Here is a 20,263-nt window from a genome sequence, read left to right as displayed (position 1 = left end):
CGCCCTGACCGCTATCTGGATGTCCACATGAAAATTTCCCGTATTCTTGCCTTCCTCCTGTTGTCCACCGGCTTGCTGGGTAGCGCCGCTGCCGCCTCCGCGCCTGCCGGCAGCTACTTCCGCTTTCCTGCCGTGCACGGCGATACCGTCGTCTTCACGGCCGAAGGCGATTTGTGGAAAAGCAGCGTGCGTGGTGGCGCGGCGCAGCGCCTGACCACGCATCCAGGCTATGAAACGAACGCGGCGATTTCGCGCGATGGCCAGTGGCTGGCCTTTTCCGCTGCCTATGAAGGGGCGCAGGAAGCGTATGTGATGCCGCTGGCGGGTGGCTTGCCGCGCCGCATTTCGTATGACAATGGCGGCGTGCTGGTGCTGGGCTGGACGGCGCAGGGCGAGGTGCTGGTCAGCACGCAAAACACGGACGGTCCCGCCTCGCGCCGCATCGTTGCCGCCATCGATCCCGTGAAACAGACGCGCCGCGTGTTTCCCGTGGCCGACGCCAACGACGCCGTGCTCGACGACGCGGGCAAGACGCTGTTCTTCACGCGTTTCGGCCTGGCCATGACCAACGACAATGTGCGCCACTACCGGGGTGGCGCGCATGCCACCCTGTGGCGCTATGACCTCGATGGCAAGGGCGAGGCCGTGCGCATGCACACGGAGCCTGCTGTGTTGGCTGGCAATAACAAGCGCCCCATGTGGTGGCAGGGCCGCGTCTACTATATTAGCGACGCGGGCGGCAGCGACAATCTGTGGACCATGCTGCCCGACGGCGCCGACCGCCGCGCATTGACCAGCCACACGCAATGGGACGTGCGTAATGCGCAGTTGGGCGATGGCAAGATTGTGTATCAATTGGGTGCGGACCTGCGGGTACGGGATCTGGTGGCAGGGACGGACTCATCGCCATTGCCGATCAGCCTCGTATCCGACTTCGACCAGCAGCGCGCGCGCCAGATCCGCTCGCCGCTCGATACCTTGAGCAATGTGCAGCTGTCGGGCAAGGATGAGCGCATCCTCCTCACTGCAAGGGGACGCGTCAGCATCGCCGGCACGGGCAGCTTGCGCCGCGTCGATATCGCCATTCCCGAAGGGGCGCGGGCGCGCGACGCCGTTTTCAGCAGCGACGAAAAATCCGTGTTCGCCATCGTCGACACGAGCGGCGAAAATGAAATCTGGAAGTACGCCGCCGATGGCTCGGGCAAGGGCGAGCAACTGACGACGCAGGGCGACAATCATCGCTGGAAGCTGTATCCGTCACCGGACGGGCGCTGGCTGGCCCATACGGATAAAAAGGGCCGCTTCTGGCTGCTGGACCTGGCGACCAAGGGCAACCAGTTGATCGACGACGCGGGCAAGGCGGGCGTGGACAAGCACGACGAAGTGCAATGGTCGCCCGACAGCCGCAACCTGGCCATCGTGCGCGTGGCCAGCAATGAGCAGCGCGAGCAGATCGGCCTGTACAACCTGGCGTCGAAACAGCTGCAGTTCGTCACCAGCGACCGTTATACGTCCGCTTCGCCCGTATTTTCACCCGATGGCAAGTGGTTGTATTTCATGTCGGCGCGCAATTTCCAGCTGGCCAACGGTTCGCCATGGGGCGACCGCAACATGGGGCCCGTGTTCGACAAGCGCATCGGCGTGTATGCGCTGGCGCTGCAGCCGGGCAACCGTTTTCCGTTCCAGCCTGACGATGAACTGAGCCGCCCTGGCGTCAAGCCGGCCGAGACGGACGATGAAAAGGCGGCCGAACTGGCGGCGGAAAAGGCATTGGAAAAGGCCGGCGGCAAGGGCGCCGTGAAAAAGGCGCCGGCCGCGCTGCCGGCCATCGTCGGCCAGGGCCTGGCCGAGCGCCTGTATGAAGTGCCGCTGGCGGCGGGCAATTACAGCGCGCTGGCCGCCGACGACAAGCGCCTGTATTTCCTCGAGCGCGATAGCGGCGAGAACAAGTTCAGCCTGAAGACCTTGGCCATTGGCAATACCGGTTCCAAGCCGGAACTGCTGGTGGCCAATGTGCGTGAATTCGACCTGGCGCAGGATAAAAAGCATTTGTACTATCGCACGGCGACGGCCACCGGCCCGGGCGAGATGCTGGTGATCGAGGCGGGCGCCAAGCTGCCGGCCGACCTGTCGAAAGCCAAAGTCAAGGTCGATGACTGGACGTTTGTGTCGAATCCGCGCCTGGAATGGAAGCAGATGTTCAACGATGCGTGGCGCTTGCACCGCGACTTCCTGTATGACGCGAAGATGCGCGGCGTAAACTGGAAGGCGGCGCGCGACAAATATGCGCCGCTGGTCGAGCGGGTCACGGACCGCGCCGAACTCAATGATTTACTCGGCATGATGGTGGCCGAAGTGGGCGCCCTGCATTCGCAGATCCGTCCCGGCGAATTGCGCCGCACGGAGCAGGAAGGCACGCCGGCCGGCCTGGGCGCCGTGCTGGCGCGTACCAGCGACGGCTACCGGGTCGAGCATGTCTACCGCAGCGAAGCGGAGTTGCCCTCGGCGCGCGCACCGTTGTCACGGCCCGACGTGGATGTGAAGGCGGGCGACGTGATCACGGCCGTCAATGGCAAGGACGTGCTGGCTGCGCGCGACATCAGCGACCTGCTGCTGAACCAGGCCGACAAGCAGGTGCTGCTGCAGGTAAAACGCGGCAAAGGCACGCCGCGCGCCGTCATCGTCACGCCCGTCAACATGGCGAAACAGACGGCGCTGCGCTATGGCGACTGGGAATTGAGCCGCGCCGAGCAGGTGGCGGCCGCCTCGCAGGGGCGCATCGGTTACCTGCATCTGCGCGCCATGGGTGCGAACGACATCGCCTCGTTCGCGCGCGATTTTTACGCCAACGTCAACCGCGAAGGCCTGATCATCGACGTGCGGCGCAATAACGGCGGCAATATCGACAGCTGGATCATCGAAAAACTGCTGCGCAAGGCCTGGGCCTACTGGGCGCCGCCGGGCGTGCAGCCATCGTCGAACATGCAGAACACCTTCCGCGGCCACCTGGTGGTGCTGGTCGATGAACTCACGTATTCGGATGGCGAGACTTTCGCCGCCGGCATCAAGGCCCTGGGCCTGGCGCCGCTGGTGGGCAAGCGCACGGCCGGCGCCGGCGTCTGGCTCAGCGACAATACGCGCCTGCTGGATAACGGCATGGCGCGCGTGGCGGAAAACGGCCAGTTCGGCATCGATGGCCAGTGGCTGATCGAAGGCGTGGGCGTGGTGCCGGACGTGGAGGTGGAAAATCCGCCGCACGCCACCTTCAATGGCGCCGACCGCCAACTGGAAGTGGCGCTCGACATGCTGGCGAAAAAGCTCAGGGAGCAGCCGCGCCCCGCCTTCCAGGCGCAGCCGATCCCCGCGCTGAAATAGTCCCGTTACAGGCCGCAGGCGGCCTTGAATTGCTGCGCGCGGCGGCGCGAGACCTCAACCACGCTGCCGTCCAGCAGGTGCAGCTCGAGGCCGTCGGACGTGTTCGGCGCCAGCTGCGCCACCTGCGCCAGGTTGACGATCTGGCGCCGAAATGCACGCGCGCGCATGCCTTCCGATTCCGGCAGGCGGATATCGTCCAGCGCGCCGAACCAGCAGCGCGTACTGGTCGAAGGCCGTGCAAAAGATGACGTCGGGCGCATCATCCAGCGCGGCCAGCAGGTCGATCATGTGAGCAGGCGACTGCACTTTTGCCACCTCTTGGCGCAAGTCCGTTCCCATCAGCGTGGCCATGCCTTGCAGCTGCTGGGGCGTGATGAACGGCGCCAGGGCGGGATGAGTGGTTCAGATCCATGCATCCTGGTCCTGGCAATGCTCCGGAAGGTAGGTCAGGTACTGCACCATGCGCGGTGCCGGGCCGCGGTTCGGTGTGGCGCAATGGGGCAGGGCCTGGTGCCAGATGATGAAATCGCCGGCCATGCCGTCGACGGGCACTGGCCGCAAGTTGTCGACGGCCCATTCGCGCGGCTGGCGGCCCGGCGGCACTTGCCGCAGCCAGCCGGCGATGTGGTGCTGGAAGCCGGGCACGCAGTGAAAGGCGCCGTGCTGCGCCGGACAGTCGCTCAGGTACAGCATGCCTTGCAGCTTGAAGGGAATCGGCTGTTGCAGGCTGACGTCCCAGTGCAGGGCGCTGCCCAGGAAACGGTGCTGCGGTGTTTCCGGCGGATTGAAGCTCACCTTGTCGATGCTGGCGTAGATACCGGTGCCGGTGCCATATAGCTGCTGACAGGCGTGGCGTATGTGCGCGCTGTGGCGATTTTCCTCGAGGGCCGGATGGTCGGAAAACTGCAGCATCAGGCCCCGCTTGCCCGGGTGCGGTTGGTACCACGATGCCGCATCATCGGGGCTGGCGCCCAGGTATTCCCAAATCGCCGTTTGTGCGGCGAGGCACTGCGCGCGCGGCACGGCGCCGTGCAGCACCAGATAGCCGTGCTCCTCGAAATGGCGCAGTTCGGCGGCGGACAGCACGTCCTGGTGCGCGCTGGCGGCGTGGGCCGGACGCAGGCGCGTGCGACCAGCCAACCACGCCTGGAAGGCTTCCAGGGTAGGGCGTTGCTGGAACAGGAACTGCATGGCGTCTTCCATGGAAATGCCGCGCGCATACAGCGCCTTGATGTCCCGGTGGTCGCGCGCCAGTCCCTGGTTGCCGGTGGTGCTAGCGTGTCCCGTGCAGCGTTGCCATAATTCGTGCAAGTGAGGCCAGTCGTCCATGGTGTTTTTGGTAGGGTTGAAAAATCAGCCGGCGCGCAGGCGGCGCCACAAGGTGGTGCGGCTGATGCCAAGGTAGTGGGCGGCGGCGTCGCGGCGCCCGCCGAAGCGCGCCAGTACCGCGCTGGCACTTTCATCTTCCAGGCGCGGCGCTGAAGTGACAGCTGCGGCGGCCGGCGCCAGCGCCGCCGTGCCGGCAACGTTGGCCAGTTCCGGCGCCACGCCCAGCACGAAGGCGGGCGTCAGCGCCTGCAGCGGTTCGGCGGCCAGGAACAGCGCCAGGCGCTCGGCCAGGTTGCGCAGTTCGCGCACGTTGCCGGGCCAGTCGTAGCGGCGCAGGAGCGGCGCGCAAGCCTGGATCTCCGCGTGCAGGTTGGGGTGAGGACGGGCGCCCAGCGCGGCCAGCGCGTTTTTCAGCGACCATTCGGCCAGGCCGGGAATGTCGCTGGCGCGTTCGCGCAAGGCGGGCAAATGCAGGCGCAGCACGGCCAGGCGGTAGAACAGGTCGGCGCGGAAGCGTCCTTCGCGGATGCGCTGTTCCAGGTCGCAGTGCGTGGCGCTGATGATGCGCACATTGATGGCGACGGGACGCGTGCCGCCCACGCGCACCACTTCGCGCTCTTCCAGCACGCGCAGCAGGCGCGTTTGCAGGGCCAGCGGCATTTCGCCGATTTCGTCGAGGAACAGGGTGCCGTGGTTGGCCGCCTCGAACAGGCCCGCATGGCCGCCCCGGCGCGCGCCCGTGAAGGCCCCATCCTCGTGGCCGAACAGTTCCGATTCGAGCAGGGATTCGGCGATGGCGCCGCAATTGATGGCGATGAAGGGCCGGTTCGCGCCCAGGCTGCGCGGGCTTTCGCGGTGGATCGCCTGCGCTACCAGTTCCTTGCCGCTACCCGTCTCGCCCTGGATCAGCACCGTCGCCGGCGAGCGGGCATACAGCACCACCGACTGGCGTAGCGCTTCCATCGCTTCCGATTCGCCGCGCAGGTCGTGCAGGCCGTGGCGGGCGCGCAGGGTGTCGGCCACCACCGCGCGCCGTCCCTTGCTTGATTCGAGCTGGGTCAGGCGCGCCAGTTCCAGCGCGTCGTCGAAGGCGCGCCGGATGGCCGTGGCCGAATACACGAAGACGGCCGCCAGTCCCGCCTCTTCGGCCAGGTCGGTTACGAGGCCCGCGCCGACGACGGCTTTGACGCCGGCCGCCTTGAGTTCATTGATCTGCGCGCGCGCGTCTTCCTCGGTGGCGTAGGTGCGCTGTGCGATCTGGAAGCCGAAGGTGGTGGCGAATTCGGCCAGTTCCGGCATCGGGTCCTGGTAGGTGACGACACCGATGTGCGGCGAGATGCGCCGCGCGCGCGCCAGCGCCTGCATCACGTCGTAGCCGCTGGCCTTGGCGATGATGACGGGTACCGACAGCCGGCCTTTCAGGTAGGCGCCGTTCGATCCGGCCGCAATGACGGCGTCGCAGCGCTCGGTGGCCATGCGTTCGCGGATGTGTCGTACGGCGTCGTCGAAACCCAGGTTGATCGGTTCGATCGTCGCCAGGTCGTCGTATTCGAGCGTGATGTCGCGGAACAGGTCGAACAGCCGCGAGACAGAGACGGTCCAGATGACGGGTTTGTCGCGGTGGTCGAGCGGAGGTTGGGGAGGGCGGCGCATGCTTTATTCTAAACGATTTGTTTCAATTTCTTGCCATGCAACGGGGTTGCAACGGGCGTGTTGCAAGTGGTCTGTGGTGTTTCAGATATTGCCAATAAGGAATATGAAAAAACCGCCGGAAACTGGTTTATGATCTAGCAGCACCATGATGCCTGAGGAATATATTGCTCAGGTGTATTCCGACCGCTGCCAACCGACCCATGGTGTCCATGAACCGCGTACCGACCAGTCCCGATTTCATCGCCGATGCCTTGCAGCTGATCGCCTTGCCGGCCTGCGCCTGCGATGCCTGCGGCATGGTGGTGGCGGCGAATGGCGCGTTGCAGGCTTTGCTGGGCCGGGATATATCGGGCCGGCTGCTGGCCGACTGCTTTACGGACGCCTACCGCGCGTCGAGCACCAGCATGCTGCGCGGCACGCTCGGTGCGGCCGGACGCGAGCGGCACTGGGACAGCAGCCTGGAAGGGGAGGCGTGTGCCATCGCCGTGCAGGTATGGTCGCGGCCCCTGCTGGTGGAAGATGGCTTGCCGGGCGCGACCCTCGTGTTTGCCGACATCAGCGTGCAGCAGCGCGACCAGCAAGCCTTGCGCAAGACCTTGCTGGAACAGCAGGCCATCCTGGAAAGCGCGGCCGTCGGCATCGTCTTTTCCAAGGGCGGCTTAATCGAGGAATGCAATATCCGCGCCGCCGAGATGTTCGGCTATGCGCGCCACCAGCTGACGGGCATGCCGGGCGCGGTGCTGTACCGCTCCGCCGAGCATTGCCGCGCCCTGGGGCTGGAAGCGGCGCCGCTGCTCTCGAAGGGCAAGCCGTACCGCGCAGAGCTGGAATTGCGGCGCCAGGACGGCAGCTTGTTCTGGAGCCGGCTGCACGGGCGCGCCGTCGATCCCTTGAATACGCATGACGGGACGGTCTGGATCATCGAGGATATCAGCGACCACCGGCGCGATGAAGACCAGCTGCGCCGCGCCATGCTGGAAATGCAGGCCGTGATGGACAACGCGCCGCTGGCCATCGGTTTTCAGCGCGACAAGGGCGTGCTGCGCTACAACCGGCGCTTTGCCGAATGCTTCGGCTTCGACGGCGACAGCGGCGTGGGCCTGGCCGTCGCCGACTTGTATCCCTCGCGCGCGGCGTATGAAAATGTCGTCAGGCAGGCCGCGCCCCTGTTGCGGCGCGGCCTGCCGTTCCAGGGAGAGATGGAGATGCGCCGCCGCGACGGCTCCACGTTCTGGGCGCTGGCGTACGGCTATGTCCTGAATCCGGAGAGCCAGACCGACCGCGGCTTGCGCGACACGATCTGGCTGTTCGACGACCGCAGCGCGCAGAAGGCGGCCGAGGAGGCGACGCGCCAGCTGATGCTGGAGCAGCAGGCTATCCTCGACAATGCCTCCGTCGGCATCCTGTTTTCCCGTTCGCGCCTGGTCCTGCGCTGCAATCCACGCTTTGCCGAAATGTTCGGCTACGCGCAGGAGGAGATGACGGGCCTGCCCGCCGCCGCGCTGTTTCCTTCGCCTGCCGCTTACGAGGCGTTTGGCGTGCAGGCCACGCCGCTGCTGGGACAGGGCTTGCCGTACGAGCAGGATGAAGCGCTGTTCCGCCGCCGCGACGGCAGCCTGTTCTGGTGCCGCATCCGCGCCAAGGCCGTCGACCAGACGCACAGCGAGCAGGGCGCCATCTGGATCCTGGAAGACGTCACGGACAGCCGCCAGGCGCAGATGGAAGTGGCGGCCATCATGACGAATGCCTCGGTCAGCATCCTGTATACGAAGAACCGCCAGATCACGCGCTATAACCTGGGCTTTGCCGCGATGTTCGGCTACAGCGGCGACGAGGCGCTGGGCCTGCCCGGGCGGGCGCTGTACGTGTCGCAGCAATCCTACGATCTGCTGGGCGCGGCGGCCTTCCCCTTCCTGTCGGTGGCCAAGCCCTTCCAGACGGAAGTGGAAATGATGCGCCGCGACGGCAGCACCTTGTGGGCGCAGCTGATCGCCTATGTCGTCAATCCGGACGATCCGGCCGCCGGCACCATCTGGATCATCGAGGACCGCACGGAAGCCAAGCGCGCCGAAGAATCCCTGCGCAACGCGCTGCTGGAAAACCAGGCCATCCTCGACAGCGCCGTGCTGGGCATCTCCGTGGTGGAGGGCGGCTACAACTTGCGCGCCAACAGCAAGATGGAAGAGCTGTTCGGCTATGGACCGGGCGAGATCAACGGTCTGTCGGTGCAAGCCCTGTATCCGGACGTGGCCGCGTGGAAGGCGGCGCGCGGCGAGACGGCGCGCGATTTCGAGGCGGGCAGGGTGCATATGTCGGAATACCAGCTGGTGCGCAAGGACGGTAGCCGTTTCTGGGCGCGCCTGTCCGGCCGGCCGTTCGACCTGGCGCATGCGCATGGCCGCTCCGTGTGGCTGGTCGACGACGTGACGGCGCGCCGCGAGGCGGCCGAGGCGGTGCGCCGCGCGCGCGACGAGCTGGAATTGCGCGTGCAGGAACGCACTGCCGAACTGGCCGGCGCCAACCTGCTGCTGCAGGGCGAGATCGTCGAGCGGCGCCAGGCCGAGGCGCGCGTGCACCATATGGCTTACCACGACAACCTGACGGGCTTGCCGAACCGCGCGCTGCTGTCGGACCGGCTGGAACGGGCCATGCTGGCCGCGCAGCGCTCCGGGCGCAAGCTGGCCGTGATGTTCATCGACCTGGACCGTTTCAAGACCATCAACGATTCGCTGGGCCACATGACGGGCGACGTGCTGCTCAAGGAAGTGGCTGCCCGGCTGTGCGGCGCCGTGCGCGCCAGCGACACGGTGGCGCGCCTGGGCGGCGATGAGTTCGTCGTCCTGGTGCCGGGCATCCGCGGCAGCGACGAAGCGGCGCGCGTGGCCGAGAAGGTCATCGAGGCGCTGACGCCCGCCTTTCCGCTCGACGGCCACGTGCTGCACGTGACGCCGTCGATCGGCATCTGCCTGTACCCGGACGATGGCGGCGATGTCGACGCCCTGATGCGCCATGCCGATGCGGCCATGTACCACGCCAAGGGCAATGGCCGCAATAACTACCAGTTCTTCACGCAGACGATGAACCAGGCGGCGGCCCTGCATTTTGATTTGGAAAGCAGCTTGCGCACGGCGCTGGCGCTGCAGCAGTTCGAACTGTTTTACCAGCCCGTCATCGATATCGCCACGCGCCGCCTGCATGGCATGGAAGTGCTGCTGCGCTGGCGCCGCCCGGGCCACGGCCTGGTGCTGCCGGACCGCTTCATTCCCATCATGGAGGAAAACGGCTTGATCGTGCCAGTGGGCGAATGGGTGATGCGCCAGGCCTGCGAGCAAAGCATGGCCTGGCAGCGCCAGGGCTTGCAGCCGGTGCCGCTGGCCGTGAATTTGTCGCCGCGCCAGTTCATGCACAAGGGCCTGGTGGCGGCCATCGGCGCCGTGGTGCGGGAAACGGGTATCGATCCGGCGCTGCTGGAATTCGAGATCACCGAGACGGCGCTGATGCAGCACGGCGAGCATACGCTGGAGATTCTGCGCCAGATCAATGGCATGGGCTTGCGCCTGTCGATCGACGATTTCGGCACCGGCTATTCCAGCCTGGCCTACCTGAAGCGCTTCCCCGTGAAGAAGGTCAAGATCGACCGCGCCTTCATCAAGGATCTGGAACACAGCGCGGAAGACCGCGCCATCGTGTCGGCCATCATCGCGCTGGCCGACAGCCTGCAATTGTCGGCCGTGGCCGAGGGTGTGGAAACGGAAGAGCAGTTTGCCCTGCTGCAGGCGAACGGCTGCCGCTATGCGCAGGGCTATCTGTTTTCCGCTCCCGTGCCTGCGGCGAATGCCCAAGTACTATTGGAGCGACGCGGCGTTTAATCGATGGTGGCGACGACGGGCGCGTGATCGGAAGGCTGTTCCCATTTCCGTGGCACGCGGTCGATCACGCAGGCCGTGCAGCGGGCGCTCAGGGCTGGCGAGAGCAGGATATGGTCGATGCGCAGGCCCTTGTTCAGGCGGAAGCCCAGCTGACGGTAATCCCACCAGCTGAACGATTTTTCCGCCTGCTCGAACAGGCGGAAGGCGTCCGTCAGGCCGATGTCGAACAGGCGCTGCAGGGCGGCGCGTTCCTTGTCCGAGACCAGCACCTGGCCGGCCCAGGCGACAGGGTCGTGCACGTCGCGGTCGTCGGGGGCGATATTGTAGTCGCCGACGACGGCCAGCTGCGGGTGCTGCTGCGCTTCCTCGGCCAGCCAGTCGTGCAGGGCGGCCAGCCAGCCCAACTTGTATTCATACTTGTCCGAGTCGACGCTCTGGCCGTTCGGCACGTAGGCGCAGACGACGCGCACGCCACCGATGGTGGCGGCCAGGATGCGCTGCTGCGCATCTTCGTAGCGCGGGTTGTTCTTCACCACGTCGGTGATCGGCAGCTTCGACAGGATGGCCACGCCGTTGTAGGTTTTCTGGCCGCTGTAGACCACCTGGTAGCCGGCTGCCTCGATCTCGGCGACGGGGAACTTGTCATCCGTGAGCTTGGTTTCTTGCAGGCAGAGTATGTCGACCGGGTTATCTGTCAGCCACTGCAGCACTTGCGGCAGGCGCACTTTGAGCGAGTTGACGTTCCAGGTGGCGAGTTTCATGGGAAAAATCCTTGCTTGATGAGGTATCGATAGGCGCGAATCTTACCGCATGCGTGTCGATGGCGTTTTGCGCTGCCTGCCGGACCCGGACTTCATTTGCTGGCAGGGAAAAAAGGGTGTTAATAAAGTATTTGTATTTAACCAATCGTGGCGCATGAATATTATGTTTTTGTGTATGATTGATCAATCACTATGTTTGATTTGTCATAAGTGGCTGGCGCGGCAGGCTGCGTCTCGCCGTTTAACGCGACAAAGGTGTAAAGTTTCTCGCTAAAACGCGATAAAAACTACTAAAATGGCACCGTGTAACATCTGTGTCATACGGCTTTGTTACCGCCAAGTTAAGAACCGAACAGGAAGCAGTTGTAATTAGTTGTAATTGCTATTCCGATTACATGACCACTGTGCCGGGGATGGAGCGTCAATTCCAGCCCTGGTGCCGCCAGACTTGTTATATAAATTGCAGTACTATATCTATGAGACTGTTTTGCGACATCAATAGATGGTACTATTTTGAAATGTTGCAGTTTTAATAGTGAGACTTGCGCGTAGCATTTGCAAAGGAAGAAAATGCGAACTGCATTTGAAGCGTGGGCGCAGCGTGACGGCCACATTGTGCGGCGAAGAGAAGACAAACCGGACGAGTACCTGATTTTCGAGACCCAGCGTCGCTGGGTTATCTGGCAGGCTGCTCTGACGCATGGCAAGACGGCGGCCAAGCCGCGCGTGAGCGCGGCTGAAAAGGCGGCGAAAGCCCAGCGCGCGCTGGAAATGTCCTCCGATGAGGCGACCGTGCGCAACAAGGTGCTCAATGAGGTGCTCGACGCCTTCAGCGGCGCCGATGGCGCGGCCGGCATGGAAGGCATACTGAAAGTGATCCAGGGCCTGAAGATGAAGCAGAAGGCACTGGCCGACGACAAGAGCGAAGATTCAACGGCTTGAGGGGACGGCGATGCGTTATCGGCACTACAAGGGCGGTATTTATGAACTGGTGTGCGAAGCCACGCTGGAAGCGGATCTGACGCCAATGATCGTGTATCGCGCCGCCGACGGTTCCATCTGGACCCGTCCGAAAGACGTGTTCTTTCAACTGATCGAAGTCGAAGGCGTCATGGTTCAGCGTTTCGCTCCCATCAACTGATGGCCGCCTGCGTGCGTGCCCGGGATTCTTTCATGCGTAAATTGCTGCCTGCCGCTTTGCTGCTGGGCTTTGCCTGCGCCGCGGCGCGTGCCGAAACCATTGGTTCGGTCGACACGGTGTTCAAACTGATTGGCCCTGACCACAAGATCGTCGTCGAGGCGTATGACGACCCGCGCGTCGCTGGCGTCAGCTGCTATCTGTCGCGCGCCAAGACGGGCGGCATCAAGGGCGCCGTCGGCCTGGCCGAAGACAAGGCCGATGCGGCCGTCGCATGCCGCCAGGTTGGGCCGCTGCAATTCAGGGGCAAGCTGCCGCGCCAGGAAGAAGTGTTTACCGAGCGTGCCTCGCTCTTCTTCAAGCATGTGCGCGTCGTGCGCATGGTCGACAGCAAGCGCAATGCGCTCGTCTACCTCGTGTATTCCGACCGCCTGATCGAGGGCAGTCCGAAAAACAGCGTCACCGCCGTCGCCGTGCCAGGCGACCAGCCGATTCCCGTCCGTTAAGCGAGCTTCCCATGCGCCTGCCGCTGTCTGCTGCCCTTGCCGCCAGGACGCTGCTGCTGTTCGGCCTGGGCGGCTGCGCCACGCTGACGGGCAACACCGAGCAGATGGTGCTGGTGCAAACCATCCAGGATAACCGCGAGCTGACCGGTGCCGGCTGCATCCTCAGCAACGACGTCGGCAAGTGGTTTGTCACCACGCCCGGTCGCATCACCATCCGCAAGAGCCAGGAGCCGTTGAAGGTCGACTGCCGCAAGCACGGCTCGCCCGCCATCGCGACGGACGACCACATCGATCCCAAGCTCAATGCCAGCGTCTGGGGCAATGTCATCCTGACCCTGGGCGTCGGCTATTTCGTCGACCGCAACACGGGCGCCGGCTTCGACTACCCGTCGATTTTGACCATCGTCATGCAGGACCCGGCGCGCCTGATGCCGCCGCCCGCGCCGATTTCAGCGCCGCCGCCAGCTGCCGCCGTGCCGGAGATAGTGGTGCAGCCCAAGGTGGCGCCGTTGCCGATTCCCGATCCCGTCGTCTACTGATTAATACGCCACGCATGAAAAAACCGCCATGGTCAGTGACCATGGCGGCTGCCTTCTTACGTAACGACGCCTGACAAAACCGTAGCGAGCGGGAGCTGGTGGTGGCCGAGAAGCGCAGCTGTACTTTATGTACAGCGAGCATCGCCGGCCGCCAATAGCCCCGCGCAGTAGGTTTGGTCTGGCGTTCTCTTACACGCGGTTGATCAGGAAGGTCGTCAGCAGAGGCACTGGACGGCCGGTCGCGCCTTTTGCGCCGCCCGATTTCCATGCCGTGCCGGCGATGTCCAGATGCGCCCAGGTGTACTTCTTGGTGAAGTTTTCCAGGAAGGCCGCTGCCGTCACCGAACCGCCGCCTGGCGTGCCGATGTTGGCCAGGTCGGCGAAGTTCGACTTCAGCTGCTCGTTGTACGCCTCTTCGATCGGCATGCGCCATGCCGTGTCGCTCGACTGCTTGCCCGCTGCCAGCAGCTCATTGGCCAGTTGGTCATGCGCCGCATCGCTGCGCGTAAACAGGCCGCTGTTGTGGTGGCCCAGGGCCACGACGCAAGCGCCCGTCAGGGTGGCGATGTCGACCACGGCTGCCGGCTTGAAGCGTTCGGCGTAGGTCAGCGCGTCGCACAGCACCAGACGGCCTTCGGCGTCCGTGTTCAGCACTTCGATGGTCAGGCCGTTCATCGAGGTGACGATGTCGCCCGGCTTGGTGGCGCGGCCCGATGGCATGTTTTCGCACGCGGCGATGACGCCGATGACGTTCAGCTTCAGGTTCATTTCGCCGATGGCGCGGAATGTGCCCAGTACCGAAGCGGCGCCGCACATGTCGTACTTCATTTCATCCATGCCAGGACCGGCCTTGATCGAAATGCCGCCCGTGTCGAAGGTGATGCCCTTGCCGACCAGGACCACTGGCGCATCCTTGGCCTTGCCGCCCATGTGCTTCAGGACGATGAATTTCGGCGGCTGCTCGCTGCCGTTGGTAACGGACAGGAAGCTGCCCATTTTCAGTGCTTCGAGCTGTTTGCGGTCCAGTACTTCGACTTCAAACTTGTAATCCTTGGCCAGCTGCTTGGCCGTGTTGGCCAGGTAGGTCGGATTGGCGACGTTTGCGGGCAGGTCGCCCAGCTTGCGCGTCAGGTCGGAACCGTTGGCGATGGCGATGGCCTGTGCCAGCGCGCCGCGCGTGGCTGCCGTTGCTGGCGCCGACAGGACGATCTTGCGCACGCCCGCTGGCGCTGGATCTTTTTTGCTTTTTTGCGAGTCGCAGCGGTATTCGCTGTCGTGGGCGGCTTGCACCACGCAACGGATTGCCCAATTTACGTCGCGCTCTTTCACTTCCGCCAGCGGTAATGCGATAATGGCGTCCGCAGCGCCCAGCGAGCCGAAGGCCTTCAGTGCGGCTTGTACGCCGGTCGTGAAGCTTTTTTCGCTGACAGAGTCATCGCTGCCCATGCCTACCAGCAGAACACGTTCGGCGACGACGCCATCGACTGCGCGCAGCAGCAGGGTGCTGCCAGGCTTGCCGCTGATGTCGCCGGACTTCAGCGCAGCCGAAATCGCACCCTTGCTGTCCAGCGATTTTGCCGCTGGCGACAGTTTTTTGTTTTCGAATACCGCAACCGCGATGCATCCGCTTTTGGCCGTGCCGAGGGTGCTCTTGGTATCGAATGCTTTTATGCTAAAGTCCATTTGGTTCTCCGTTTTCATTTACTAGTAACGTGTTACTCAACTAACTGACCCGAATTATAAACTCCGAATGATCTTTCAACGCGCCCTTCGACGTGAATTGGCTAGTGCCGCCGGGGCCACCTTCACAGTTTTGTTCAGCATCCTACTCACCTGGATGCTGATCGGTATCCTTGGCAAGGCGGCGGGCGGCAAGATCGCGTCGGCCGACGTCATGTCCCTGATGGTGTTTTCCGCCCTGATGCAGCTGCCCACCATCATCATCCTCACCGGATTCATTTCGGTGCTGATGGTCGTCACGCGCAGCTACAAGGAGTCGGAGATGGTGGTGTGGTTCGCCTCAGGCCTGAGCCTGTCGCGCTGGATCTGGCCTGTGCTCAGTTTCGGCCTGCCGCTGGTGCTGGCTACCGGCGTCCTGAGCCTGTACGCCACGCCGTGGGCGCAAAAGAAAAGCGATGAGTATGTGGCGCGCTTCGAGAAGCGCGAAGACCTGCAGAAAGTCACGCCGGGCCAGTTCCGCGAATCGGCCGGCAGCAACCGCATCTTCTTCGTCGAGGGCGTCAGCGGCGAGAAGACCGTGGTGCAAAACGTCTTCGTCAATACCGTCGATGAAAAAGGCAGCGCCGTCGTCGTCGTCGCCAAGGAAGGCGTGATCAACACCGACGCCAAGGGCGAACGCTTCCTGGTGCTCAAGAGCGGCCGTCGCTATCAGGGCGTGCCGACGCAAGCGGACTTCCAGACCATGGAATTCGAACAGTACATCATGCGCATCGAGAGCAAGCAGCAGGAGCCGGGGGCGGAACTGGGCGTGCGCGCCATGAGCACCATGGCGCTCATCGCCGATCCGAATCCCTTCACCATGGCCGAATTGCTGTGGCGGGTCAGCGCGCCCCTGATCGGCCTGATGCTGATCCTGCTGGCCATTCCGCTGGGCTTTGTCAATCCGCGTGCCGGCAGTTCGACCAATTTGATCATCGCCCTGCTGATTTTCTTTACGTACAGCAACCTGATCAAGGTCATCGAGGCGAGCGTGAAACAGGGCCGCCTGACTTTTGGCCTGGCCTGGTGGCCGCTGCACCTGCTGGCGGCGCTGGCCGTGGTGGCCCTGTTTGCATGGCGCCTGAATGTGAATCACCGCTACCATCCGCTGGTCCTGCTGGCGTCCTTCAAGCGCGCGCGCCGCGCCGGCAATACGAGTAAAGCGGCATCCAAATGAAAATTTTACAGCGCTATTTTGCGGTCTCGATATTCCAGGCGGTGCTGTTCGTGCTACTGGCCTTCCTGGCACTGCAAGCCTTCATCGACCTGACGGGCGAGCTGCCCAAGGTGGGCCGCAACGGCTACACCATCCAGTATGCCTTCCTGTATGTGCTGGTGCTGGTGCCGGGACACGTGTACGAGGTGATGCCGATTGCGGCGCTGATCGGCACCATCTACACGATGGCGCAATTTGCCGCCAGTTCCGAATTTACCATCATGCGCGCATCGAGCATGTCGACGGCAATGGCTGCCGGTTTCCTGTTCCGCATCGGCATCGTCTTCGTGGTCATCACCTTCATCTTCGGCGAGTTGATCACGCCGCGCACGGAACCGCTGGCCGAACGCCTCAAGCTGACCTCGCGCGGCGCGGCCGTGTCGAGCGAATTTCGCTCCGGCCTGTGGACCAAGGACATGGTCAAGAGCGACGGCCTGACGGGCACCGTCACCGGCTCGCGCTTTTTCAATGTCGGCGAAGCGCGGCCGGACGGCCAGCTGAAAAACGTCAAGCTGTATGAATTCGACACCGATATGCGTTTGCGCACCCTCACCGTGGCCAAGGGCGCAACGTATCAGGGCAATAATATCTGGCGCCTGACCGATGTGACGGAAACCTCGTTCTCGAACAGCGCTGCCACCTCGCCCGGCTTCGAGCCGAAGCTGGCGAACTACTATGGGCAGGAAACGAGCCTGGTGCGCACGGTGCAAAGCGCCAGCAAGGACATGGCGTCGGAAGTGACGCCGAAGATCCTGACGGTGTCGGCGTCCGACCCCGAGCGCATGTCGGCCAGCGAACTGGCCGTGTACACGCGCCACCTGGCCGAGAACAAGCAGGAAACGGAGCGTTTCCGTATCGCCTTCTGGAAAAAGCTGATCGATCCGCTGGCCATTTTCGTGCTGATGGCGCTGGCGCTGCCGTTCGCCTACATGCACACGCGCAGCGGCGGCATCAGCCTGAAGATCTTCATCGGCATCATGATCGGCGTGAGCTTCATGCTGGTCAATACTCTTTTTTCGCATCTTGGGCTGCTCAGCACCTGGCCGGCCTTCCTGACGGCGGTGGCACCGAGCGCCCTGTATCTGCTGCTGGCGCTGGGCGCCCTGTGGTGGGTGGAGCGGCACTGATGGAGACGAACGTGAAACAGGCACTGATCTTGTTTGCCCATGGCGCGCGCGCCGCATCGTGGGCCGCGCCCTTTGAGCGCCTGCGCGACCTGACCCAGGCGCGCATGCCCGGCACCAGCGTGCACCTGGCCTTCCTGGAGCTGATGACGCCGCGCCTGCCCGAACTGGTAGCGACGCTGCTGGCCGAGCTGCCTGCCGGCGCCACGCTGGATGTCACCGTGGTGCCCGTGTTCCTGGGGCAGGGCGGGCATGTGCTGCGCGACTTGCCGCTGTTGCTGGAAGAACTGCGCCAGCAGCATCCGGCACTGCGCCTGAAGGTGGTCGAAGCGGTGGGCGAGAACGCCAGCGTGCTTGCGGCCATGGCCGATTACTGCGTGGCGGCGCCAGGCTCCAGCCCTCTCCCTTGAGCGGCATCGACATCGTCTACCTGTGGGTAGACGGCGCCGATCCCGCCTGGCGCATGCGCCGGCAGCAAGCATATGCCGCCTGGGCGCAGGCGCATCCCGGCCAGCTGGCCCTGCACGGCAACGTGGCGGGGCGCTACCGCGACAACGGCGAACTGCGCTACAACCTGCGCGCGCTCGAGCGCTTCTTCCCCGGCCACGGCCACATCTACCTGCTGACGGACCGGCAAGTGCCCGCCTGGCTGCGCGCCTCTCCGCGCCTGACGGTGATCGACCATGCGAGCCTGATCCCCTGCGCCGCCTTGCCGGTGTTCGATTCGGGCCATATCGAATCGTATCTGCACCATATTCCTGGCCTGTCCGAGCGCTTCCTGTATCTGAACGACGACGTATTCTTGGGTGCGCCGTTCGAGCCCGCATTCTGGTTTGGCGGGGAAGGCGAGCGGCGTTTGAGCGTGTTTACGGAAGGTGCGCTGCACGATGAGGTGCAGGACTTGCGCGCCGACGTGGCGGCGCCTGTCAACTGCGCTACTTTGTCGCGGCAATGGCTGTCGGCGCAATACGCCGACTACCGGCATGAACCGCGCCTGTATGCGCACGCGCCGCGGCCCATGCTGAAAAGCGCGCTGCATGCGCTCGAGGCGCTGGCGCCGGCCATGTTTGCCGGCGTGCGCGCGACGGTGTTCCGCTCGTGGCAGGTGCCGGCATTGCTGCCCGACCTGGTTCCGCGCTGGATGGTGCATCAGGGGCTGGCGCGCTCGCGCATGCTCGATCCGCTGCATATCGCCAGCGGCGATGTGCAGGCGCCGCAGCAGCTTGAGGAGCTGGCCGCGCGTTTCGGCAGCTTGCCGTTCTTCTGCATCAATGATACCTGCGACGAGGCCGAGGACGACGACCCGCGCCTGCTGCGCGTGGCCGCCACCTTGCAGCGGCTGCTGCCGTTGCCGTCATCATTTGAAGATGCCTAGGCCTTCTTTGGCGCCAGGCTGATGCGGGCGGCGGGCGAGCTGTCGGACAGCGATGCGAGGAACAGCAGCAAATAGGCGCCCAGTTCGAAGACTTCCTCGCCCAGCAGCGCGTAGGCGTCCGGCATGCCATGGAAGACTTTCTTGTCGAAGGGCCAGCCGGCGACCATCAGCAAACCGCCGATGGCCGTCAGGATGGTGATGCGCATGCTGAAAATCAGGCCTGCATGGGCAAACACCTTGCGCGCGCGCGGTGCGAAAAAGATCAGCACGCGTATCAGGATCAGCAATTCCACTACGCGCAGGGCTTTTTCCAGTTGCGCCCAGGCGGGCGCCGTGCCGAACTGGTCGATATCGAGTTCGCGCAGCAGGAAGCCGAACAGCAGGGCACACAAGCCCGTATGCATGAGGAAGCGCAGCGACTGGCGGTCGGTTTCGTGCCAGGCGCGCACGCCATGCACCGTGCAAGCCAGGGCCAGGAACAGCGCTTGCAGCCATTCCAGCAGATGATTTTCATCATCGATATTCGGGAATACCGTCCACAGGGCGATGGAGGCGAGCATGCTTGACAGCACAGCGCTGGCGACGCCGGCATTGCTGCGGCTGAGCGAAGTCAGGGCTTCGCGCATGGAAGTGAAATTCATGTGTGATCGTAGGGCCAAAGTTGCGCGGCGCGGTATTGCAGCCTGCGGGCGCAGCTTTTTTCGGGGAGATTGCCGGGCGGCCCCGTCAGCCGGAAGACCTTGCGGCAAGCGCTATGGCGGGCAAAGCGCGAATTTAATTGCTATCACGCAATAACTGCTCGAGAAAAGATGCGTGCGCATCGTATCATGTTTCCTATGAAGAGGTCGGTTACTGACTCTAAAGTCGGTAAAATACGGTGTGTTTATTCAAGCATGACGCGCCAGAATGGGCGCTGCTTCTTCGGTGGCCTGGTGTGCGCGCGTGGCCATGGCGTCGCCCAGCATCACCAGCACGGGGCCGTGGGTGTCGCCCAGGCCATGCGCCAGGGTGCTCAGCGGCAGGCGCACGATGCGCTGGTCCGGGCGGCTGCAGTTTTCAATCACCACCACCGGGGTGTCGGCACGGCGGCCCTGCGCCAGCAGGCGCTGCGCCGTGGCGATGGCTTCGCGGCCACCCATGTATTGCACCAGGGTGTCGCAGTCGGGGATGCGCGTCTGGTCCGGTTCGCCCGGCGCCGTGCTGGACGTGAAAAAGGCCACGCTGCGCGACACGCCCCGTTTGGTCAGCGGCTGCTGTGTGGCCGCCGCCGCCGCCAGTGCCGTGGTAATGCCGGGCACCACTTCGACGGCGATGCCCGCCTCTTCCAGCGCGCGCAATTCCTCGTCGGCGCGGCCGAACAGCATGGGGTCGCCCCCTTTCAGGCGCACGACGACGGCGTGCTTGCGCGCGTTGTCGACCAGTTGCTTGTTGATGAACGCCTGCGCCGTCGACAATTGGCCGCAGCGCTTGCCGACCAGGATCTTTTGCGCCTGGGGACACAGCTCCAGCATCTCTTCGGTGACCAGCGCGTCGTGCAGCACGACGTCCGCTTGCGCCAGCAGGCGCGCGCCGCGCAAGGTCATCAGGTCTTGCGCGCCGGGTCCGGCGCCGATCAGGTAGACCTTGCCGGGGAGAGTGGTGGAGTTGTTCATGTCTGCT

17 protein-coding genes are annotated in these 20,263 nt (G+C 64.0%); 10 read left to right on the top strand and 7 right to left on the bottom strand.

The features are described from left to right. The first annotated feature begins 27 nt into the window (after nucleotides 1–27). A complete protein-coding gene (locus AC54AF_RS08130; protein ID WP_496636142.1) occupies nucleotides 28–3,375 on the top strand; it encodes a S41 family peptidase in 3,348 nt (1,115 codons plus the stop codon). Nucleotides 3,376–3,380: 5 nt separating this feature from the next. On the opposite strand, the gene AC54AF_RS08125 is transcribed toward AC54AF_RS08130, so the two are convergent. From AC54AF_RS08125 to prpR, 3 genes are all read right to left on the bottom strand, one after another. Next, nucleotides 3,381–3,638, bottom strand: coding sequence for a LytTR family DNA-binding domain-containing protein (locus tag AC54AF_RS08125; RefSeq protein WP_496636141.1), 258 nt, complete (start codon nucleotides 3,636–3,638; stop codon nucleotides 3,381–3,383). Nucleotides 3,639–3,777: 139 nt separating this feature from the next. Next, a complete protein-coding gene (locus tag AC54AF_RS08120) occupies nucleotides 3,778–4,704 on the bottom strand; it encodes a phytanoyl-CoA dioxygenase family protein (RefSeq protein WP_496636140.1) in 927 nt (308 codons plus the stop codon). Between the two features lie 24 nt (nucleotides 4,705–4,728). Next, a complete protein-coding gene (gene prpR / locus AC54AF_RS08115) occupies nucleotides 4,729–6,357 on the bottom strand; it encodes a propionate catabolism operon regulatory protein PrpR (protein WP_496636139.1) in 1,629 nt (542 codons plus the stop codon). A 209-nt stretch (nucleotides 6,358–6,566) separates the two neighbouring features. On the opposite strand from prpR, the gene AC54AF_RS08110 reads away from it, so the two are divergent. After that, nucleotides 6,567–10,226, top strand: a complete 3,660-nt coding sequence (locus AC54AF_RS08110) for a sensor domain-containing protein (protein WP_496636138.1) — start codon at nucleotides 6,567–6,569, stop codon at nucleotides 10,224–10,226. Here the strand turns inward: AC54AF_RS08110 and xth are convergent. Next, nucleotides 10,223–10,987, bottom strand: coding sequence for an exodeoxyribonuclease III (xth, locus tag AC54AF_RS08105; protein ID WP_496636137.1), 765 nt, complete (start codon nucleotides 10,985–10,987; stop codon nucleotides 10,223–10,225). The two genes, AC54AF_RS08110 and xth, sit on opposite strands and share 4 nt — an antisense overlap. Nucleotides 10,988–11,557: 570 nt before the next feature. Between xth and AC54AF_RS08100 the strand changes: the two genes are divergently transcribed. Genes AC54AF_RS08100 through AC54AF_RS08085 form a run of 4 tightly spaced genes read left to right on the top strand, consistent with a single transcriptional unit; the run spans nucleotide 11,558 to nucleotide 13,170 of the window. After that, entirely contained in the window at nucleotides 11,558–11,929 is a 372-nt protein-coding gene (locus AC54AF_RS08100) for a phiTE_015 family protein (protein WP_096234395.1), read from the top strand. Between the two features lie 10 nt (nucleotides 11,930–11,939). After that, the gene (locus AC54AF_RS08095) at nucleotides 11,940–12,128 is read left to right on the top strand and encodes a DUF1653 domain-containing protein (RefSeq protein ID WP_034782199.1); all 189 of its coding nucleotides are present in this window, start codon (nucleotides 11,940–11,942) and stop codon (nucleotides 12,126–12,128) included. Nucleotides 12,129–12,160: 32 nt separating this feature from the next. Next, nucleotides 12,161–12,631: a CreA family protein gene (locus tag AC54AF_RS08090; RefSeq protein WP_496636136.1), complete on the top strand. Its 471-nt coding sequence runs from the start codon at nucleotides 12,161–12,163 to the stop codon at nucleotides 12,629–12,631. 11 nt (nucleotides 12,632–12,642) lie between these two features. Next, nucleotides 12,643–13,170, top strand: coding sequence for a hypothetical protein (locus AC54AF_RS08085; RefSeq protein WP_496636135.1), 528 nt, complete (start codon nucleotides 12,643–12,645; stop codon nucleotides 13,168–13,170). Nucleotides 13,171–13,359: 189 nt separating this feature from the next. On the opposite strand, the gene AC54AF_RS08080 is transcribed toward AC54AF_RS08085, so the two are convergent. Then, nucleotides 13,360–14,853, bottom strand: a complete 1,494-nt coding sequence (locus AC54AF_RS08080; protein ID WP_496636134.1) for a leucyl aminopeptidase — start codon at nucleotides 14,851–14,853, stop codon at nucleotides 13,360–13,362. 67 nt (nucleotides 14,854–14,920) lie between these two features. Here AC54AF_RS08080 and lptF point away from each other — a divergent pair, with 67 nt between their 5' ends. The 4 genes from lptF to AC54AF_RS08060 are packed head-to-tail and all read left to right on the top strand — an operon-like array spanning nucleotide 14,921 to nucleotide 18,604. Next, nucleotides 14,921–16,066: an LPS export ABC transporter permease LptF gene (gene lptF / locus AC54AF_RS08075; RefSeq protein WP_496636133.1), complete on the top strand. Its 1,146-nt coding sequence runs from the start codon at nucleotides 14,921–14,923 to the stop codon at nucleotides 16,064–16,066. Next, nucleotides 16,063–17,232 (top strand): LPS export ABC transporter permease LptG, encoded by a 1,170-nt coding sequence (gene lptG / locus AC54AF_RS08070; RefSeq protein WP_131689599.1) that lies wholly within the window; start codon nucleotides 16,063–16,065, stop codon nucleotides 17,230–17,232. The genes lptF and lptG overlap by 4 nt, the downstream gene beginning before the upstream one ends. Beyond that, entirely contained in the window at nucleotides 17,232–17,639 is a 408-nt protein-coding gene (locus AC54AF_RS08065; RefSeq protein WP_496636132.1) for a sirohydrochlorin chelatase, read from the top strand. The genes lptG and AC54AF_RS08065 overlap by 1 nt, the downstream gene beginning before the upstream one ends. Continuing rightward, nucleotides 17,636–18,604, top strand: a complete 969-nt coding sequence (locus AC54AF_RS08060; protein WP_496636131.1) for a Stealth CR1 domain-containing protein — start codon at nucleotides 17,636–17,638, stop codon at nucleotides 18,602–18,604. Before AC54AF_RS08065 ends, AC54AF_RS08060 begins: the two co-directional genes overlap by 4 nt. Here AC54AF_RS08060 and AC54AF_RS08055 read toward each other — a convergent pair. Next, on the bottom strand, nucleotides 18,601–19,245 hold the full coding sequence (locus AC54AF_RS08055) for a hypothetical protein (RefSeq protein ID WP_496636130.1): 645 nt from the start codon (nucleotides 19,243–19,245) through the stop codon (nucleotides 18,601–18,603). The genes AC54AF_RS08060 and AC54AF_RS08055 overlap by 4 nt on opposite strands. Nucleotides 19,246–19,491: 246 nt before the next feature. Next, the gene (gene cobA / locus AC54AF_RS08050) at nucleotides 19,492–20,256 is read right to left on the bottom strand and encodes a uroporphyrinogen-III C-methyltransferase (RefSeq protein WP_496636129.1); all 765 of its coding nucleotides are present in this window, start codon (nucleotides 20,254–20,256) and stop codon (nucleotides 19,492–19,494) included. Nucleotides 20,257–20,263: the final 7 nt, after the last annotated feature.

Source organism: Janthinobacterium sp. JF4 (assembly GCF_059617925.1).
Note: the sequence above shows the minus strand (reverse complement) of the source record. Positions and strands in the feature narration are given on the sequence as shown.

What these genes read in the sequence shown, in the direction of transcription:
- lptF (WP_496636133.1), top strand. Translation starts at nt 14,921, where the DNA reads ATGATCTTTCAACGCGCCCTTCGACGTGAATTGGCTAGTGCCGCCGGG.
- lptG (WP_131689599.1), top strand. Translation starts at nt 16,063, where the DNA reads ATGAAAATTTTACAGCGCTATTTTGCGGTCTCGATATTCCAGGCGGTG.
- AC54AF_RS08085 (WP_496636135.1), top strand. Translation starts at nt 12,643, where the DNA reads ATGCGCCTGCCGCTGTCTGCTGCCCTTGCCGCCAGGACGCTGCTGCTG.
- AC54AF_RS08110 (WP_496636138.1), top strand. Translation starts at nt 6,567, where the DNA reads ATGAACCGCGTACCGACCAGTCCCGATTTCATCGCCGATGCCTTGCAG.
- AC54AF_RS08065 (WP_496636132.1), top strand. Translation starts at nt 17,232, where the DNA reads ATGGAGACGAACGTGAAACAGGCACTGATCTTGTTTGCCCATGGCGCG.
- AC54AF_RS08125 (WP_496636141.1), bottom strand. Translation starts at nt 3,638, where the DNA reads ATGATGCGCCCGACGTCATCTTTTGCACGGCCTTCGACCAGTACGCGC.
- AC54AF_RS08095 (WP_034782199.1), top strand. Translation starts at nt 11,940, where the DNA reads ATGCGTTATCGGCACTACAAGGGCGGTATTTATGAACTGGTGTGCGAA.
- AC54AF_RS08080 (WP_496636134.1), bottom strand. Translation starts at nt 14,853, where the DNA reads ATGGACTTTAGCATAAAAGCATTCGATACCAAGAGCACCCTCGGCACG.
- AC54AF_RS08130 (WP_496636142.1), top strand. Translation starts at nt 28, where the DNA reads ATGAAAATTTCCCGTATTCTTGCCTTCCTCCTGTTGTCCACCGGCTTG.
- AC54AF_RS08055 (WP_496636130.1), bottom strand. Translation starts at nt 19,245, where the DNA reads ATGAATTTCACTTCCATGCGCGAAGCCCTGACTTCGCTCAGCCGCAGC.
- AC54AF_RS08090 (WP_496636136.1), top strand. Translation starts at nt 12,161, where the DNA reads ATGCGTAAATTGCTGCCTGCCGCTTTGCTGCTGGGCTTTGCCTGCGCC.
- AC54AF_RS08120 (WP_496636140.1), bottom strand. Translation starts at nt 4,704, where the DNA reads ATGGACGACTGGCCTCACTTGCACGAATTATGGCAACGCTGCACGGGA.
- xth (WP_496636137.1), bottom strand. Translation starts at nt 10,987, where the DNA reads ATGAAACTCGCCACCTGGAACGTCAACTCGCTCAAAGTGCGCCTGCCG.
- prpR (WP_496636139.1), bottom strand. Translation starts at nt 6,357, where the DNA reads ATGCGCCGCCCTCCCCAACCTCCGCTCGACCACCGCGACAAACCCGTC.
- AC54AF_RS08100 (WP_096234395.1), top strand. Translation starts at nt 11,558, where the DNA reads ATGCGAACTGCATTTGAAGCGTGGGCGCAGCGTGACGGCCACATTGTG.
- cobA (WP_496636129.1), bottom strand. Translation starts at nt 20,256, where the DNA reads ATGAACAACTCCACCACTCTCCCCGGCAAGGTCTACCTGATCGGCGCC.